The organism is Alloalcanivorax venustensis ISO4 (genome assembly GCF_015356855.1).
Taxonomy (GTDB): Bacteria; Pseudomonadota; Gammaproteobacteria; order Pseudomonadales; family Alcanivoracaceae; genus Alloalcanivorax; species Alloalcanivorax venustensis.
This window is the reverse complement of sequence record NZ_ARXR01000021.1, coordinates 11916-28103: the sequence shown is the minus strand read 5'-3', so window position 1 is coordinate 28103 and position 16188 is coordinate 11916. Positions and strand designations below refer to the sequence as shown.

General features: G+C 67.0%; 15 protein-coding genes and 3 tRNA genes. 5 read left to right on the top strand and 13 right to left on the bottom strand.

Going from position 1 to position 16188, the window contains the following annotated elements; all coding sequences use genetic code 11:
* Positions 1–4 precede the first annotated feature (4 nt).
* A complete protein-coding gene (locus ISO4_RS11950; RefSeq protein ID WP_194856365.1) occupies positions 5–1285 on the bottom strand; it encodes a hypothetical protein in 1281 nt (426 codons plus the stop codon).
* Between the two features lie 154 nt (positions 1286–1439).
* On the opposite strand from ISO4_RS11950, the gene ISO4_RS11945 reads away from it, so the two are divergent.
* Positions 1440–2468 carry a sodium:calcium antiporter gene (locus ISO4_RS11945; protein WP_142950061.1) on the top strand — a complete coding sequence of 343 codons (1029 nt, stop codon included), beginning with the start codon at positions 1440–1442 and terminating at the stop codon, positions 2466–2468.
* A 50-nt stretch (positions 2469–2518) separates the two neighbouring features.
* Entirely contained in the window at positions 2519–3481 is a 963-nt protein-coding gene (locus tag ISO4_RS11940; protein WP_142950060.1) for a formate/nitrite transporter family protein, read from the top strand.
* Between the two features lie 228 nt (positions 3482–3709).
* Here ISO4_RS11940 and ISO4_RS11935 read toward each other — a convergent pair.
* The 3 genes from ISO4_RS11935 to ISO4_RS11925 all read right to left on the bottom strand — a co-directional run bounded on the left by ISO4_RS11935 (position 3710) and on the right by ISO4_RS11925 (position 4932).
* A tRNA-Ser gene (locus tag ISO4_RS11935) sits at positions 3710–3799 on the bottom strand.
* A gap of 82 nt (positions 3800–3881) precedes the next feature.
* A complete protein-coding gene (locus ISO4_RS11930; RefSeq protein WP_142950149.1) occupies positions 3882–4367 on the bottom strand; it encodes a YiiD C-terminal domain-containing protein in 486 nt (161 codons plus the stop codon).
* The gene (locus ISO4_RS11925) at positions 4360–4932 is read right to left on the bottom strand and encodes a nitroreductase family protein (RefSeq protein WP_142950150.1); all 573 of its coding nucleotides are present in this window, start codon (positions 4930–4932) and stop codon (positions 4360–4362) included. The genes ISO4_RS11930 and ISO4_RS11925 overlap by 8 nt, the downstream gene beginning before the upstream one ends.
* 139 nt (positions 4933–5071) lie before the next feature.
* On the opposite strand from ISO4_RS11925, the gene ISO4_RS11920 reads away from it, so the two are divergent.
* On the top strand, positions 5072–6610 hold the full coding sequence (locus ISO4_RS11920; RefSeq protein ID WP_194856364.1) for an adenylate/guanylate cyclase domain-containing protein: 1539 nt from the start codon (positions 5072–5074) through the stop codon (positions 6608–6610).
* 11 nt (positions 6611–6621) lie between these two features.
* Positions 6622–8103: an AbgT family transporter gene (locus ISO4_RS11915; protein WP_194856363.1), complete on the top strand. Its 1482-nt coding sequence runs from the start codon at positions 6622–6624 to the stop codon at positions 8101–8103.
* A gap of 100 nt (positions 8104–8203) precedes the next feature.
* Here the strand turns inward: ISO4_RS11915 and queF are convergent, their stop codons facing one another.
* The 6 genes from queF to ISO4_RS11885 all read right to left on the bottom strand — a co-directional run bounded on the left by queF (position 8204) and on the right by ISO4_RS11885 (position 12105).
* A complete protein-coding gene (queF, locus tag ISO4_RS11910) occupies positions 8204–9043 on the bottom strand; it encodes an NADPH-dependent 7-cyano-7-deazaguanine reductase QueF (protein ID WP_194856362.1) in 840 nt (279 codons plus the stop codon).
* Positions 9044–9048: 5 nt separating this feature from the next.
* Complete coding sequence (locus ISO4_RS11905) at positions 9049–9822, bottom strand: ABC transporter permease (protein ID WP_194856361.1); 774 nt, start codon at positions 9820–9822, stop codon at positions 9049–9051.
* Positions 9819–10766, bottom strand: coding sequence for an ABC transporter ATP-binding protein (locus ISO4_RS11900; RefSeq protein WP_194856360.1), 948 nt, complete (start codon positions 10764–10766; stop codon positions 9819–9821). Before ISO4_RS11900 ends, ISO4_RS11905 begins: the two co-directional genes overlap by 4 nt.
* Before the next feature lie 62 nt (positions 10767–10828).
* The gene (locus ISO4_RS11895; RefSeq protein WP_142950156.1) at positions 10829–11503 is read right to left on the bottom strand and encodes a histidine phosphatase family protein; all 675 of its coding nucleotides are present in this window, start codon (positions 11501–11503) and stop codon (positions 10829–10831) included.
* Between the two features lie 440 nt (positions 11504–11943).
* Positions 11944–12019: transfer RNA gene (locus ISO4_RS11890), tRNA-Gly, on the bottom strand.
* 10 nt (positions 12020–12029) lie between these two features.
* A tRNA-Glu gene (locus ISO4_RS11885) sits at positions 12030–12105 on the bottom strand.
* 155 nt (positions 12106–12260) lie between these two features.
* Here ISO4_RS11885 and ISO4_RS11880 point away from each other — a divergent pair.
* A complete protein-coding gene (locus tag ISO4_RS11880; RefSeq protein WP_142950157.1) occupies positions 12261–12914 on the top strand; it encodes a glutathione S-transferase family protein in 654 nt (217 codons plus the stop codon).
* 24 nt (positions 12915–12938) lie between these two features.
* On the opposite strand, the gene ISO4_RS11875 is transcribed toward ISO4_RS11880, so the two are convergent.
* Genes ISO4_RS11875 through ISO4_RS11865 form a run of 3 tightly spaced genes read right to left on the bottom strand, consistent with a single transcriptional unit; the run spans position 12939 to position 16168 of the window.
* Positions 12939–13454, bottom strand: a complete 516-nt coding sequence (locus tag ISO4_RS11875; RefSeq protein WP_194856359.1) for a GDYXXLXY domain-containing protein — start codon at positions 13452–13454, stop codon at positions 12939–12941.
* Positions 13451–14680, bottom strand: coding sequence for a DUF2157 domain-containing protein (locus ISO4_RS11870; RefSeq protein WP_194856358.1), 1230 nt, complete (start codon positions 14678–14680; stop codon positions 13451–13453). The genes ISO4_RS11875 and ISO4_RS11870 overlap by 4 nt, the downstream gene beginning before the upstream one ends.
* A complete protein-coding gene (locus ISO4_RS11865) occupies positions 14681–16168 on the bottom strand; it encodes a RimK family protein (RefSeq protein ID WP_194856357.1) in 1488 nt (495 codons plus the stop codon).
* Positions 16169–16188: the final 20 nt, after the last annotated feature.

Genomic DNA, 16188 nt, shown 5'->3' with positions numbered 1-16188 from the left:
CCTCTTATCCCCGTTGACGGTGAAGCCGATGGCGCAGCAAACCGGCCGCCAGAACCAGCACGGCGAGCAGCCCGGCCAGTGCGCCGGCCAAATCAAGCATGGCAGCGTAGAGCGTTTCACTTTCCTGTTCCAGACGCTGCATGGCGTTGCTTATGGCCATTTTTGTAACCCGTCCGTCGGTCTCGTCCTGCAGAATCGAGGCCGGTTGGCGGGACGGATCCACGCGCATGCGCTGCAGTTGCAGGCGGACCGCTTCGATCTGTTCGAACACCAGCGCGCGGGCGTCGTCGTCCTTGATGTCGTCGCGGTGATTGTCCAGCCAGTTGAGGAAGCCGGTCTTGTTGAGCAGGTCGTCGAACAGCTGCGTGACGTCGCCGGCGACCCGGTCGTCCATGCCGGTGGTGTCCAGCGCGCCCAGGTTCACCAGCCAGGCGTCCAGGCGGGGAATGGAGCCGGCACCGCCGGTGCCGTCGGCGCGCCCGGACAGGTTGGTGAGCGCCGCCTTCATGCGCTGCAGGCCCTGGTCGCGGGCGATGCCGCGCAGGGTCTGGATGCCGTCGGCCATCACCGCCAGCGGCGCGCGCAGGTCGGCGAACGAGGCGCTCAGGTTGCTGGCCTGGAAGCGCTCCACCGCCAGGCGGTAGTCGCGCGCCCCGCGCTGCACCTCGTTCATGGCGGCGAGCAGCGCGTTGAGCGCGGGGTCGTCGGTTTCCGGTTTGGGCAGGGTGTCGTCGGCGGCGAACGGCGCGCATTCAGAATCCGCGTTGGGGTCCAGCGGCCGCACGGCGGCGGCGTAAAGGTGCTCGCCGTAATCCGCCAGCAGCGCGACCAGCTCTTCCTCGGCGGCCCGCTCCAGCCAGGTGACCGGATCGGTGCCGGCCGGGTAGGCGTTGCGCCAGCCCAGCAAGGCGTCATTGATCGCCAGCTCGGTCTGGTACAGCCGCGACAGGCAATACATCTGCACCCGGTGCACGGCCAGCTCATCCACCGGCTCGGTTTTGAACAGGCGCTCGCGGATGTCGGCGTCGAGCTGGCCGCTCTGGTTGGCGAGCCGGTCCACCAGAATCACCGGCACCAGCTCGGCGGCCGGGGTCAGCACCGTGTCGCGGGCCTCCGGGCCGGGGTCCGGCTCCGGCTCCGGTTCCGGCTCCGGCTCGGGGGCCGGATCGCGGGGCTGCTCGGCGATACTATCGCCGTCGTCGCTGCCGGAGGAATTGCAGCCGGAGAGCATCAGCAGGGCACTGAACAGGGCCAGCAGGCCCAGGCGGAAAAAGGATAGAGTCATGGCTTCGCCTTATTTCTGGTACGATGGTACAATTAAAAGACAAAGCATGGTGCCAAAATATTTAGTGCACATCTGTACGTAATCTGTAACCGGTTCGCACCGGCCGGGCACGCTGGGTATCCTTGGCGCTCATTGAGCCGACCGGGAGCCCGCCATCGACACCCTGCAAGCATCCCTGCCCCTGAGCCTGCTGGCGTTCGCCGCCTGCGTGGCGGTGATCGCCACCGCCGGCGTCAGGATCACCGCCGTGGTGGACGAGCTGGCGGACCGCACCCGTGCCGGCGAGGCGCTGGCCGGCGCGGTGTTATTAGGCGCCACCACCTCGCTGTCCGGCAGCGTGCTGTCGGTGACCGCCGCCTGGAAAGGCCATGCCGATCTGGCCCTGAGCAACGCCCTGGGCGGCATCGCGGTACAGACCGCGTTTCTGGCCGTGGCGGACATCGCCTACCGGCGCGCCAACCTGGAACACGCCGCCGCCTCCGCCGCCAACCTGATGCAGGGCGCCCTGCTGATCACGCTGATGGCGATCATTCTGGTGGGCGCCTTCTCGCCGGCGGTGACGGTGTTCGGCATCCACCCGGCCACGCCGGCGCTGCTGGCGATCTATATGTACGGCCTGCATCTGGTGCAGCGGGTGCGCGACGAACCCATGTGGCGGCCGGCCCGCACCCGGGAGACCCGCGAGGACGTCCCCGAGGAGGACAATCTGCGCCTGTCGCTGACCCGGCTGCTGCTGGTGTTCGTGGGCCTGGCCGCCCTGCTCGGCCTGTCCGGCTTCGTGCTGGAAGCCGCCGCCAGCGGCGTCGCCCGGCACACCGGCCTGCAGCAGACCACGGTGGGCCTGCTGCTCACCGCCACCGCCACCTCGCTGCCGGAGCTGGTCACCTCGGTGGCGGCGGTGCGGCGCGGCGCCCTGACCCTAGCGGTGGGCGGCATCATCGGCGGCAACGCCTTCGACACCCTGTTCACCGCCGCCTCGGATATCGCCTACCGGGAGGGCTCCATCTATAAGCAGATGGACGACGGCCTGCTGCTGTGGGTGTCGTTGTCGATCCTGATGACCGGCTTCCTGCTGATGGGCCTGATACGCCGTGAGCAGCACGGCCCCGGCGGCATCGGCTTCGAGAGCCTGGCGGTTCTGCTGCTTTACGGCCTGGGGATCGCCTTGGTGCTGGGTGGCTGAGGCCGACAGCCGTTATAGTGTGATTCTTACTTCCCACCAGGAGAGCCCCTTTGGCGCACGACGATCAGGATTCGAGGGATAACGACCAGGACGACACGCCCTGGGAAGAAGCCGTCAAACGGGAGCGCGACGAGGCCCGCGACGACAACGGGGACGAGGACGAAGAAAGCCACGACGAACAGGACCGGCGCCGGGAAGCCGCCCTGCCCTCCAAGGCGGCGGCGGTCCACGAGCGCCTGCGCATCAGCGGCGAGAAAGAGCTGGAGCGCGACGCCATGGCGCTGCTGTGGTCGGCGATCGCCGCCGGCATTTCCATGAGCGCCTCGATGGTGGCGCGCGGCCTGCTGCACGCCCATGTGCCGGAAAGCGACGCCGGCTTTCTGATCGAAAGCATGGGCTACACCCTGGGCTTTCTGATCGTGATCCTGGCCCGCCAGCAGCTGTTCACCGAAAACACCGTGACCGCCGTGCTGCCGTTCATGAGCCACCCCACCCGGGGCAACCTGGGCAGCCTGATGCGGCTGTGGGGCGTGGTGCTGGCGGGCAACGTGCTGGGCGCCGGCATCGCCGCCTTCACCTTCCTGCATCTGCCGATGTTCTCACCGGAAGTGAACGACGCCTTCGTGGCGATCGGCGAAAAAGTGATGGAGAACGACCCCTTCTCGATGTTTTCCAAGAGCATCGTCGCCGGCTGGATGATCGCCACCATGGTGTGGGTGATGCCGTCCGCGGACCAGGCCAAGGCCTGGGTGATTCTGATCATGACCTATGTGGTGGCGATCGGTGAGTTCCCGCACATCATCGTCGGCGCCAGCGAGATTCTCTATCTGGTGTTCGACGGCAAAGTGAGCTGGGGCGACTTCTTCCTGCGCTTCGGCCTGCCCACCCTGGCGGGTAACATTATCGGCGGCACCTTTATTTTCGCGCTGATCAGCCACGCCCAGATCCGCAACGACATGGACGTGCAGCGCGAGGGGCGCCGTGGGGCCTGGGGGTTTAATCGGAAGAAGTGATTGTGGGAGCTTGCCTTGTGGGAGCGGGCCCTGATGGGGGGCGCGCTTCGCGCGCCCGTGAGGGAGGGATTGATTCGCCGGCTTCGCCGTCTCACCCCTTCGGGGCGTCGCCGCTTGCGGCGACGTCCCTCGCGGCGCTTTGCGCCGCTCGGTCGAACGGAGGGTTCGAATCTGATCCTCCCTGACCGCAAATAAAAAAGGGGTCCCGTTCGGGACCCCTTTTTTATTTGGCGGTGAGGGAGGGATTCGAACCCTCGATACGCGTAAACGTATACACGCTTTCCAGGCGTGCTCCTTCAGCCACTCGGACACCTCACCAAAACTGATTGTCTCTGAGTCATCATCAGAGGGCGCGTAGGGTACCCGAGGGTCGCGGTTCAGGCAAGCGTGGCGGCGTCACTCAGGCGTTATCCGTGTTGTTTCTGGCCAGGTAAAGGCCCTGGTACTCGGAAACCACCACACCCTGGGCGTCGGTTGCCCGGGCCAGAATCGCCAGGCTCGCTTTGCCGCGCCGCTTCAGGCGCTGGTGAAACCGGCCGCTCTCGCCGTCGTCGGCCCAGGCGCGGATTTCAATGTCGCCGTGCAGCGGCGCGCGGAATTGCAGGCTGGATTCCACCGCCACCACATCGACGCTGGCCTCGCCTTCCCCCACCGCGGCATTGGCCGCCACCGAGTCCGCCATCAGCGTGGTGCAGGCCCAGCCGGCCAGGGTCAGCAGCGCCGCCTGGCTGCCGGCGAAGAAGGTGCCCTTGTCGTTATGGTTGGGGGCCAGCGGCGCGGTCAGGGTGAGCCGTTCGCCGTCGAAGGCGGTGAAGCGGAAGTCCAGATGGGTGGTGAGCGGTATCGCCGCGCGCACGCGGTCGGCCAGGGCGTCGAGATCACTCATCGCGCCCCCGGGGAAGCTCACGCAGAAAGGTTTCCGGTTGTTCGTCCGGCAGGTTCTTCAGGGCCCCGGCGGGGGTGCCCAGGTAGACGAAGCCCACCACCTGATCCTTGTCGGCGAAGCCCAGGCGCGCCTTGACGGTTTCGTCGTTGGCCAGGTCGCCGGTGCGCCACATGGCACCGATGCCCAGGGCGTGGGCCGCCACCATGATGTTCTGCACCGCCGCGCCCACCGCCAGCACCTGTTCCCAGGCGGGCACCTTATGGCCTTCGGTGATCTCCGCCACGGCGACGATGATGGTGGGCGCGCGCAGGGCCTTGTTGCGGATGTTGTCGCGGGCGCACTGGTCCGCCTCCGGCTGCCGGCGCAGCAGGCGCCACTCCATGATGTCGCCGAGGCGTTCGCGCTCTTCGCCTTCCAGCACCAGAAACCGCCAGGGGCGCAGCATGCCGTGGTCGGGGGCGCGGATCGCCGCCGCCAGCAACTGTCTGACCTGATCGGCGGAAGGGCCGGGCTCGGTGAGGCGGGCCACGGAAACGCGGGTGTTGAGCGCGGTCAGTGTGTCCATCGGAACTCCTGTGGGCGAACGGTGACGCGCCGGGGATTGTACGGCAAAGCGCGCTTGCTTTCCTTGCCGTCGGGCGATCAGTCTTTTTTCTTAACCCACAACTGGGTAAGCTCCGGACAAACGTCCTGATTGGCAGTGCATGAGTACATCCAAGAACCGCCCCCGCAAGCCCTATCTGGATCCGATGGAGCGCGCGCGCCGGCTGAGCAATTATATCCGCCTGCTTGCCTTCGTGGTGGCGGCGACCATTCTGATGGCCGGTGTCGGCCTGCAGCTTTATCCCTCCCACTATCTGCTCGGCGTGGCCGGCCTGCTGGCCTATCCGCTGCTGGTGCAGACCCTGGTGGTGGTGGGCCAGCGCAAGGACCTGCTGCCGGAGCATTTCTCGCCGGTGGTGATGCAGCTGGACGCGGCGATCATCGGGGTGGCCTGCGCGCTGCTGCACTTCGCGGTGGTGCCGAGCCTGGTGCTGCTGATCATCGTGCACGCCAACGCGGTAAGCAGCGGCGGCCTGCGCCCCTGGCTGCTGAACGTGCTGATGACGCTGGGCGGCGCCGCCCTGGCGTCACTGCTGCTGGGCGTGCCGCCCACCCCCACCACGGTGCCGCTGAGTGTGTCGGTGCTGTCGCTGGTGGGGCTGGGGCTGTACGTGGGCGCCAGTTCCTTCTATGCCAACCGTCAGGCGCAGTTCCTGCGCCAGGCGCAGATCCGGGTGCGCGAGCAACAGCAACAGGCGGTGGAGATGTCGCGCAAGCTGGCCAAGTATCTGCCGCCGCAGATCTGGGGCTCGCTGTTTTCCGGCAAGCGCGACGCCAAGCTGGAGACCCGGCGTAAACGGCTGACGGTGTTCTTCTCGGACATCAAGGGTTTCAGCGCGATCTCCGAGGAGCTGCCGCTGGACACCCTGACCCGCATGCTCAACACCTACCTCAGCGAGATGACGCGCATCGCCCTGCGCCACGGCGGCACCATCGACAAGTTCATCGGCGATGCGGTGATGGTGTTCTTCGGCGACCCGAAAAGCGAGGGCGCCCAGGAAGACGCCTACCGGTGCGCCGCCATGGCCATCGAAATGCAGCAGCACATGCGCTTTCTGCGCCAGCGCTGGCAACGCGAGGGCATCACCCAGAAGCTGGAAATCCGCATCGGCATCAACACCGGCTATGTGACGGTGGGCAACTTCGGCACCGACAGCCGCATGGACTACACCATCCTCGGCACCGACGTGAACCTGGCCAGCCGGCTGGAATCCGCCTGCCGGCCGGGGCAGGTGCTGATCTCGGAAAGCACCCATGAGCTGATCAAGGACCGGGTGCGCTGCCGCAATGTGGGCGAGGTGACGGCGAAGGGCTTCAGCCGGCCGATCCCGGTGTTCGAGGCCCAGGCACTGAAGCGCAACGCCGGCGGCAAGCAACGCTTCGTGAGCGTCGCCACCACCGGGTTCGGCCTGCACATGGACCTGGAGCGCATTCACAACGTGGACAAAAACCGCATACTGAAGGCCCTGGCCCGCTCCGCCTCGGACCTGAAGAAGCGCAAGACCGTGGCCGTGGATTTCGAGACGGAAGGCTTCGCGCTGCATGTGCACTCCGAGAGCCTGCCCGACCGCGACCGGGAAAAAGTGCTGGATGTGATGGGCAAGGCGGCGGCCAAGATACAACAACAAGTACGGCTCTAAGGAGAACCGCTATGGCTGAACCGTCCTCCGGCTGGCTGGCCCGGCTGGAACGCGCCGGCAACCGCCTGCCGCACCCCACCCTGCTGTTCGTCTGGCTGTGTCTGTTGATGCTGCCGCTGAGCGCGCTGCTGGCGGCGGTGGGCCTGACCGCCACGCATCCGTTGGAGGACCGCGCCATTGAGGTGCGCTCGCTGCTCGACGGCGACGGCCTTACCTATCTGTTCAGCGAGATGGTCACCAACTTCACCGGTTTCGCACCGCTGGGCGTGGTGCTGGTGGCGATGCTGGGGCTGGGCATCGCCGAGCATTCCGGCCTGCTGGGCGCCAGCCTGGCGGCGCTGGTGCGGCGCGCCTCGCACCGCACGCTGGTGGTGACGGTGGCGTTCGCCGGGGTGATGTCGAGCCTCGCCTTCGACGCCGGCTATGTGGTGCTGATTCCCCTCGCCGGCTTTCTGTTCCAGCTGGCCGGCCGCTCGCCGCTGGCCGGCATCGCCACCGCGTTCGCGGCGGTGTCCGGCGGCTACAGCGCCAACCTGCTGCTCGGCCCGGTGGACGCGGTGCTCGCCGGCCTGTCCACGGAGGCGGCGGCGATCGTCGAGCCCGACCGCGTGGTGTCGGCGGCGGGCAACTACTGGTTCATCATGGTCTCCACGGTGCTGGTCACCGCCGTGGTGTCGCTGGTCACGGTGCGCATCACCGAGCCGCGCGTGGCCGACCGGCCCGCCGACAACGACGACCAGGACCTGGCGCCGCACATGGATCGCCGCGCCCTGGGCTGGACTCTGGCGGTGCTGGCGCTGGGCGTGATTGCGGTGGTGTTGCTGGTGGCGCCGGCGGACGCGCCGCTGCGCGGTGAGGACGGCGGCCTGCTGCAGTCGCCGTTCATGTCGTCGCTGGTGGTGCTGATCGCGCTGCTGGCGGGGCTGTGCGGCGCCGTCTACGGGCGGGTGAGCGGCCGCTTCCGCTCCGCCGGCGGCATCATCGAGGCGATGGAAACCACCATGAGCTCGATGTCCGGTTACCTGGTGCTGATGTTCTTCGCCGCCCAGTTCGTGGCCTGGTTCAGCTACAGCCAGCTGGGGCTGGTGCTGGCGATCAAGGGCGCCGCCTGGCTGGGCGGCCTGAATCTGCCGACCGTGGCGCTGCTGCTGTTGTTCGTGGGGCTGGTGGCCCTGATCAACCTGATGATCGGCAGCGCCTCCGCCAAGTGGGGCATCCTGGCGCCGGTGTTCGTGCCCATGCTGATGCTGGTGGGCATCGATCCGGAAGCCACTCAGGCCGCCTACCGGGTGGGCGATTCCAGCACCAACATCATTACCCCGCTGATGCCCTACTTCGCCCTGGTGCTGGGCTTCGCCCGCCGTTACCGGAGCGACACCGGCATCGGCACGCTGATCGCGCTGATGCTGCCCTACAGCCTGGCGCTGCTGGCCGGCTGGTCGGTGCTGCTGGGGGTGTGGATCGGCTTTGGCTGGCCGCTCGGCGCGGGCTAGCCGTCGAGGTCTCTGGGATCCTGCCGGGCGGTCTGGGACCGCCCTTTCGCGGGCAGGGCCCGCTCCCACAGCCCGCTCCCACAACCCGCTCCCACAGTCGCTACTGGCGGATGGTGCGCAGGTTGCGCGGCAGGTCTTCGTAGTCCGAGCGGAACGGGTTGATGTCGAGGCCGCCGCGGCGGGTGAAGCGGCCGTACACCGACAGGTGGCGGGGCGCGCACTGGCGCTTCAGGTCGACGAACATCTGCTCGATGATCTGTTCGTGGAAGCCCTGGTGGTTGCGCAGCGAGACCACGTAGCGCAGAAAGCTGGCCGGGCTGATCTCGGCGCCGGTGTAGCGCACCTGAACCGTGCCCCAGTCCGGCTGATTGGTGACCGGGCAGTGGCTGCGCAGCAGGTGCGACACCAGCGCGCCGTTGCGCTCCGGCCCCTGTTCGGTGAACAGCAGATCCGGGCGGTACTCGAAATGCTCGAACGCCACGTCGAGATGATCGACGCTGTCGCCGTGGTCGTCCCAGACCGCGGCGCGGGCCGCTTCCTCCATGCTCATGACGCGCACGTCCACCGGTGCCCCGGCCACCTGGGCCAGGTCGCCGGCGATCGCCTTGATCACCGCCTCGCGGGACGCGAAGCGGGTGTTGGCGAACGAGTTCAGATAGAGCTTCAGCGACTTGGATTCGATGATGTTCGGTGAGATGCACGGCACCACCAGCTCGGCCATGGCCACCACCGGCTTGCCGCGCTCGTTGAGCCAGGACAACTCATAGGCGTTCCAGATGTCCTGGCCGTGGAACGGCAGCCGCGGCTCGCCTTCGGCGGCGGTGTCCAGGTCCAGGCTTTCGCGGGCGTCCCAACGGGGCACCGGGCACAGCAACGAAGGGGTGTACTGGTCGATGAAAGCGCTGGTGCGGCCCAGCGGCGTGTCGTTGAGAAAGCTCATGTCGATTACCCGCGAATTCCGGTGCCCCGCCGCAGCAGCCACAGCGCCAGCAGAAAGAACACTACCGTAAAGGCGAAGATAGCAGCCAGGGAGGCGTATACGTTGACGTCGCTCACACCCAGCACGCCGTAGCGGAAGGCGTTGACCATGTAGACGATGGGGTTCACCAGGGTCACGGTGCGCCAGAATTCGGAGAGCAGGTCCAGGGAGTAGAACACCCCGCCCAGGTAGGTCAGCGGCGTGAGAATAAAGTTGGGAATGATGCTGATGTCGTCAAAGTTGTTGGCGAAGATGGCGTTGATAAAGCCGCCCAGGGCGAACAGCGCCGAGGTCATCGCCACCACCAGCAGGGTGATCCAGGCGTGCTGCACGTCGAGATCGGTGAAGAACAGGCTCACCGTGGTGACGATGCCGCCCACCATGATGCCGCGCACCATGCCGCCCACCACGAAGCCGGACAGGATCACGAACGGCGACATCGGCGACACCAGCATCTCCTCGATGGAGTGCTGGAACTTGGTGGAAAAGAACGAACTGACCACGTTGCCGTAGCTGTTCTGGATCACGCTCATCATGATCAGGCCGGGCACGATGTACTGCATGTAATCGAAGCCGCCCATCTCGCCGATGCGGCTGCCCACCAGGTTGCCGAAGATCACGAAATACAGGGTCATGGTGATCGCCGGCGGCAGCAGCGTCTGCGGCCAGATGCGCAGGAAGCGGCGCACTTCCTTGGTGACGATGGTCAGGAAAGCGACCCATTGTTGATGCAGCGTCATGAGGCGTTCTCCCGCTGCGGGTTCTGTTCAGGCAGGTTCTGTTTCACCAGGCGCACGAACAACTCCTCGAGACGGTTGGCTTTGTTACGCATGCTCATTACTTCGAAATTCTGCTCCGCCAGGGCCACGAACAACTGGTTCAGGCTCTGCGTCTTCGGCACCGCCACTTCCAGGGTGCCGGCGTCGCGCAGGTGCACGTCGAAACCGGGCAGCTCCGGCGCGTGGTCCACCGGCCGGGCCAGATCCAGGATGAAGGTTTCCACCTGCAGCTTTTCCAGCAGCGACTTCATGTCGGTGTTCTCGACGATGCGGCCGTGGTCGATGATGGCGATGCGGCGGCACAGGGACTCCGCCTCTTCCAGATAGTGGGTGGTGAGAATAATGGTGCGGCCCTCGTTGTTGAGGCCGATCAGGAAATCCCACATGGAGCGGCGCAGCTCAATGTCCACCCCGGCGGTGGGCTCATCGAGGATCAGCAGCTCCGGCTCATGAACCAGGGCGCGGGCGATCATCAGCCGGCGCTTCATGCCCCCGGACAGGGAGCGGGCCTGGTTCTTGCGCTTGTCCCACAGCCCCAGCTTGCGCAGGTACTTCTCGGCGCGCTGCCGGGCCAGCGGCGCGGGAATGCCGTAGAAGCCCGCCTGGGTGACGACGATGTCGAACACCTTTTCGAACTGGCTGAAATTGAATTCCTGGGGCACCACGCCGATCTTCTGCTTGGCCAGTTCCCGTTCCTGGTCCAGGGAGTGGCCGAGGATGGTGACCTCGCCGCCGGTCTTGTTGACCAGCGAACTGACGATGCCGATGGTGGTGGACTTGCCGGCGCCGTTGGGGCCCAGCAGCGCGAAGAAATCACCCCGCTCCACGGTCAGGTCGATGCCTTTGAGCGCCTCGACACCGTTGGCGTAGGTCTTGGTGAGATTACGAAGGGTCAGGGCAGACAAACATCACCTCGCCGGCTGCGGAAAAGAAACAAGCAACACAGATGGGGGCGGCACCGCACGATTCAAGCCAGCGCCAGTTCCCGGTGCCCGTGATGACCGCGCCACACCCAGTGCATGCGGGCGTCCTCGAACCACACCCACAGCCCTTCCATCATCCACGGCCAGTGTTCCTCGTCGATGGCGTCGCGGCCTTCCAGCTCCGCCACCAGCACGGCGAGAATGGTGTCATGGGTCACGTGCACCGCCAGTGAACCCGGCTCCGGCTCGCGCTGGTACAGATACGAAGCCAGCTTGGCGCGGCCCGCCGCCGGCGACAGCATGCCTTCGAACGGGGTTTTCAGGTGCTGGTTGAGAAAGCTCAGCGCCCCCATCTTGAGAAAGGTCGGCCCCACCCGGTTGATGTCTTCCACGTAGCAGCCGGGTTCCACCAGGGTCGGGTCGGTGACCACCTCCGGCATCGCCGGGATCAGGCCCGCCTCCAGGGCGCCCTCCGCCATGGCGGTGGCGGTGTCCACGCAGCGGCCCACCGGGCTGGAATAGAACGCCTGCACCGGGCGCTCCAGACGGGCGCCCCACTCACGGGCCATCGCCACGCCTTCCGCGGTGAGCGGCAGGCGGTAGTCGGCGAAGCCATTCTTGGCCAGCTCCCGCACGGAGTGCCGGGTCAACAGGTGAGCCGGCCGGTGAGCCGGAAGCAGACGGATCGCATCGTGAAGGCGGGGGTGTAATCGGGCCATGGTCCCTCTCTAAGACTGCCTCATGGTACGGCCCCGGGGAGGTACTGCCAAGCGCCCCTAAGGAAGCAAGAATTGTGGGGGCTTGCCTGCAAGCAAAAGGCCCGCTTCGTAGAAAGGTCCGGGCGGTGCTCTGACCCGTGGCGGTGCCGCTGCAAAGTGAGCGGGGCAATGGTGGTGCCTGGAGGGAGCTGTTTGGCCAGGGAGGGCCAAACTAACAGCGGCCATGGATGGCTTGAGCGGTCCCGGAAGGCACCACCATTGCACCGCGTCTCGGATACGGAGCACCGAACACGGGAACGATAAAAGTCTCTGGGATACTGCGGGGCAACCTTTGCCGGCCGGCGTCGCCGGCCTTTCGCGGGCCAGGCCCGCTCCCACAAGTGGTGGTTCCACAAAGAGGTGGCATAAAAAAAGGGACCCGGTCGGGTCCCTTTTGATTTTGGAGCGGGAAACGAGATTCGAACTCGCGACCCCACCCTTGGCACGGTTGTGCTCTACCAGCTGAGCTATTCCCGCTTATAAAGAGTGGCGTCCCCTAGGGGAGTCGAACCCCTGTTACCGCCGTGAAAGGGCGGTGTCCTGGGCCACTAGACGAAGGGGACCCGGTGCTCTCAAGCGGCGCGTAGGATAGAAATCGGCGCCCCGGTCGTCAAGGAAAAATTTGCCGGAAGTGGTCATTGACCCGCCACCCGCTCTGCTTTATCCCTAGATGCCTGTAAAAAACGCCTGCCAAAAAACCAACCGGGAGAGAAAACGCATGCCCATGAAACTGTACGGCGCGGTGATGTCGCCCTTCGTCCGCAAGACCCGCGTGGTGCTGGCCCTGAAGGGCCTGGACTACGAAGCGGTGCACGTGGACCCCAACAACAAACCCGAGGGCTACGAGAAGATCAGCCCGCTGCAGCGGATCCCGGCGCTGGAAGTGGACGGCCGCTATCTCGCCGATTCGGCGGTGATCTGCGCCTACCTGGAGAAAACCCACCCGGAGCCGGCGCTCTACCCCAGCGACCCGTTCCAGTACGCGCGCACCCTGTGGTTCGAAAAGTACGCGGACTACGAGCTGGCGCCGCACTGCACCTTCACCGTGTTCCGTAACCGGATCGTGAAGCGTCTGATGGGCCAGGACTGCGACGAGGAGGCCATCGCCAAGGCGCTGGAGAGCCGCATTCCGCCGATGCTGGATTATCTGGAGCAGGAGCTGGACGGCCGTGAGTATCTGGTCGGCGACAGCCTCACCGTGGCGGACATCGCCGTGGCCAGCCAGCTGGTGAATTTCCGCCATGGCGGCGAGACCGTGGACGCCGGCCGCTACCCGAACCTGGCGGCGCACACCGAGCGCATGCACGCGCTGGCGCCGTTCGCCGGCACCATCGAGAAAGAGAGCGGCTTTATCAGCAAGATGCTGGGCTGACGCCCGCGGCGCCCGGCCCGCCGGCTAGGGCGCCGATTCCCCGCCACCGGCCTCCACGGCCACCAGCGCGGCACGGCCGTCCGGCGCGATGCGGACCCGGGCCACGCCGCCTTCGGCCAGCTCCCGTTCCAGCCGCAACGCCTCTTCCGGCGCCGCGAACCAGGCTTCGATACCGTAACGAATGTGCAGTTCACCACCGCTGACCCGCTCAATGGTACCGCGCAGATACAGCCGCTCGCCGTCCGGTTCCCGTAAACGCACGCCGTCCGCCCGCCACAGCGCGCCGTCCCGCTGCAAGCGCACGAACACCGGATCACCGGCGCGGGGCAGCTCCATCTCGGGCAGCGGCTGGCGGGACAGGGCGTAGTTCAGGCGCACGTACTGGCCCCGGAACAGGTCGCGCGGGTCCACCGGCACGGTGGCCAGGCGCACCTCGGTGCCCACCCACAGCGGGTACTGGCTGTACACGAACAGGCCGCCCAGCACCGCCAGCTGCAGCAGCACCGCGGCCACCAGCGCGGCCAGCCGGCGGCGGCTCATGAGCGCGCCTCCCGGCGGCGCCAGTAGCGGCCGGCGACGAACAGCAGCGCCGCCATGCCGAGGAACAGCCCGGCGGCGCCCAGATAGCCGCCGATCAGGTCCAGGTAGCGCAGCAGCGCCAGGATGAGGATGGCGACCAGCCCGGTGACATAGAGGCCGCCCTCGCCTTCCAGCAGGCCGCGCCGCATCCAGTGCATGGCCAGCAGCAACAACAGCAGATTCGACGCCACCGCCCAGACCAGGGCCTGGTCGGGCACGCCGCCGGTGTGCACCGCGATCAGCAGGGCGGCCACCGCCGGCGCCACCAGGGGCCGGCCCAGCAGGGCCGCCGCCAGCAGCGCCACCAGCGCCGCCCACAGACCCGGATCGAGCCAGGTCCAGGCGTAGGCCAGGTAGTGCTCCCAGCCGTCCACGAAGGTGAACGGCAGGATCGCCAGCACCGTGAGCCGGGGCATCCAGTTACCGGCGCCGGCGCTCCACCAGGCCGGGCGGGCGGCGAGCGCGCCGGCCAGCACCAGCAGGCCCAGGTTGAAGCTGATCATGCCCTCCTGGGCCTGGGGGCCGAAGTCGGTGGCGTAGACCCAGGCCAGCATCAGGTTCAGCCACAGGGCGGTGGCGGCCAGTGTCGCCAGGGCGAGCCCGGCGACCCGGCGGCGCCAGGCCACCCAGAACGCCACCGCCAGAAACAGCGGCATCAGCCAGGGGGCGGCGAAGCGGTATTCCAGCAGCATCCAGGCCACCGCCACCGCCAGGCCCTGCAGCGCCAGCAGGCGGCCGCCGCTGAGCAGGGTCAGCGGCACCAGGCCCAGGGCCCAGAGCAGCAGGCCGTTGGGGAAGTGCTCGCCCAGGTGGTACATCTGCCCGGTGAGCATGATCGAGGCGCCGTAGGCGAAACCGCCCAGGAACAGCAGGCCGCCGCCGCTGCCGGCGCGGGCCAGGCGCAGCACGCCCCAGCCGTTGAGCACGGCGGTCAGGGTGACCAGGCCGGCGAAGCGGGCCAGGCGCGGCAGCTGCTCCCAGTTGGCGGACACCAGCAACAGCAGGGCCAGCCCGGCGAACAGGCCGGCCAGGCCGGTGAGCAGCCCCAGCGCCGAGGGGCCGGTATCGTTCAGGGAGGTGCCGTAGCGGTTGAGGATGCGCTCCGCCTGGAACGGCTCCACCAGGCCCTCATCGACCCAGCGGCGGGTTTCCCGGCGCAGCAGGTTCTTGCGCATCCAGCCCAGCATCTAGAGCGGCAGCCCCAGCCGGCGGGCTTCCATGCGGCGCAGGAATTCCAGCATGATCTGCCGGTACAGATCCTCGCCCAGCCACAGGTCCTCGACGCCGGCGTCCACGTTGGGGTTGTCGTTGACTTCGATCACCACCACCTGATCGCCGGACTGCTTCAGGTCCACGCCGTACAGGCCGTTGCCCATCAGCCGCGCCGCCTTGAGCGCCATGCGCAGCACCTTGGCGGGCACGTCGCGCACCGGCAGGGTGGCGAAGCGCCCGGAGCTGGTCTTGCCGCCGTCCTTGTGGTGGTAGATCTGCCAGTGGCCCTTGCTCATGAAGTACTGGCAGGCGAACAACGGCCGGTTGTTGAGCACGCCGATGCGCCAGTCGTAGTCGGTGTACATGAACGCCTGGGCCAGCACCACCGCGGACTGCTTCAGGTAACCGCTGAGCGCGGCGCGCAGCTCGGCTTTGTCCTTCACCTTGCTGATGCCCCGCGAAAAGCTGCCGTCGGGAATCTTCAGCACCATCGGCAGGCCCAGCTCGGCGATCAGGCTGTCCGCCTGCGCTTCGGAGTCGTCGAACACGAAGGCGGTGGGCGGCACCGGCACGCCGTTGGCCTGCATCAGCTCGGCCAGGTAGATCTTGTTGGTGCAGCGCAGGATCGAGCCGGGGTCGTCGATCACCACCATGCCTTCCTGCTCCGCCTTGCGGGCGAACTGGTAGGTGTGGTGGTCGATGCCGGTGGTCTCGCGGATGAACAGGCCGTCGTACTCACCCAGGCGGGTGTAGGCGTCGCGGTCGATGGGGTCCACCTTGATGCCCAGCTGCCGGCCGGCCTTGATAAAGCGTTTGAGCGCGGCGCGGTTGCTGGGCGGCATGGCTTCTTTGTCGTCCACCAGCATGGCCAGGTCGTAACGGTCGCCGCGCCGGCGGCGGGGGTTGCGCCACACGCGCGCGTTGAACTGTTCCAGGGCGCGGGCGAAGGCGTCTTCCTCGTGCCCCTTGAGCTGCTTGAGGCTCACCGGGCGGATCGATTCCAGGGTCCACTCTTCCCGGCGGCGGAAGGAGACGCGCAGGATCGGACAGGGCATCTGATCGAAGATCTGGCGGCCCAGGTCGTTGAGCCCGTCCTGCTCCGCGTGACCGAAATAGAGCGTCAGGGTGACGCGGGTGGCGTCGCCGCCCTGCTTCTTCATGGCTTTGTCGAGGGCCGCTTCGAAGCGCTCGAAATGCAGGCCGTACAGCGCCTTGCGGCTGAGGTCGTTGACCGTGCGCACCGACGGCAGCACGCGCTGGCCGCGCGCTTCCGCCAGCAGCGAGCAGTAATAGCCGGGCGACAGGTATTTATAGCTGCGGCACAGGTTGATCACCTGCACTTTCTTGTCGGTGCACACGGGCTGGGCCGCCTGCAGATAGTCCCGCGCCGAAAGCAGATGGCGGGTGGGGTAATAGGCGGCCCAGTCCGCCGGGTCGTCGACCAGGATGATCACTTGGCTCATTGATGGCTCACTCGGCGCTC

Bases quoted from the DNA above. Each gene is read 5' to 3' on its own strand.
- ISO4_RS11950 (WP_194856365.1), bottom strand. From the start codon at position 1,285: ATGACTCTATCCTTTTTCCGCCTGGGCCTGCTGGCCCTGTTCAGTGCC.
- ISO4_RS11930 (WP_142950149.1), bottom strand. From the start codon at position 4,367: ATGAGTGATCTCGACGCCCTGGCCGACCGCGTGCGCGCGGCGATACCG.
- ISO4_RS11925 (WP_142950150.1), bottom strand. From the start codon at position 4,932: ATGGACACACTGACCGCGCTCAACACCCGCGTTTCCGTGGCCCGCCTC.
- ISO4_RS11920 (WP_194856364.1), top strand. From the start codon at position 5,072: ATGAGTACATCCAAGAACCGCCCCCGCAAGCCCTATCTGGATCCGATG.
- ISO4_RS11915 (WP_194856363.1), top strand. From the start codon at position 6,622: ATGGCTGAACCGTCCTCCGGCTGGCTGGCCCGGCTGGAACGCGCCGGC.
- queF (WP_194856362.1), bottom strand. From the start codon at position 9,043: ATGAGCTTTCTCAACGACACGCCGCTGGGCCGCACCAGCGCTTTCATC.
- ISO4_RS11905 (WP_194856361.1), bottom strand. From the start codon at position 9,822: ATGACGCTGCATCAACAATGGGTCGCTTTCCTGACCATCGTCACCAAG.
- ISO4_RS11895 (WP_142950156.1), bottom strand. From the start codon at position 11,503: ATGGCCCGATTACACCCCCGCCTTCACGATGCGATCCGTCTGCTTCCG.
- ISO4_RS11880 (WP_142950157.1), top strand. From the start codon at position 12,261: ATGCCCATGAAACTGTACGGCGCGGTGATGTCGCCCTTCGTCCGCAAG.
- ISO4_RS11875 (WP_194856359.1), bottom strand. From the start codon at position 13,454: ATGAGCCGCCGCCGGCTGGCCGCGCTGGTGGCCGCGGTGCTGCTGCAG.
- ISO4_RS11870 (WP_194856358.1), bottom strand. From the start codon at position 14,680: ATGCTGGGCTGGATGCGCAAGAACCTGCTGCGCCGGGAAACCCGCCGC.
- ISO4_RS11865 (WP_194856357.1), bottom strand. From the start codon at position 16,168: ATGAGCCAAGTGATCATCCTGGTCGACGACCCGGCGGACTGGGCCGCC.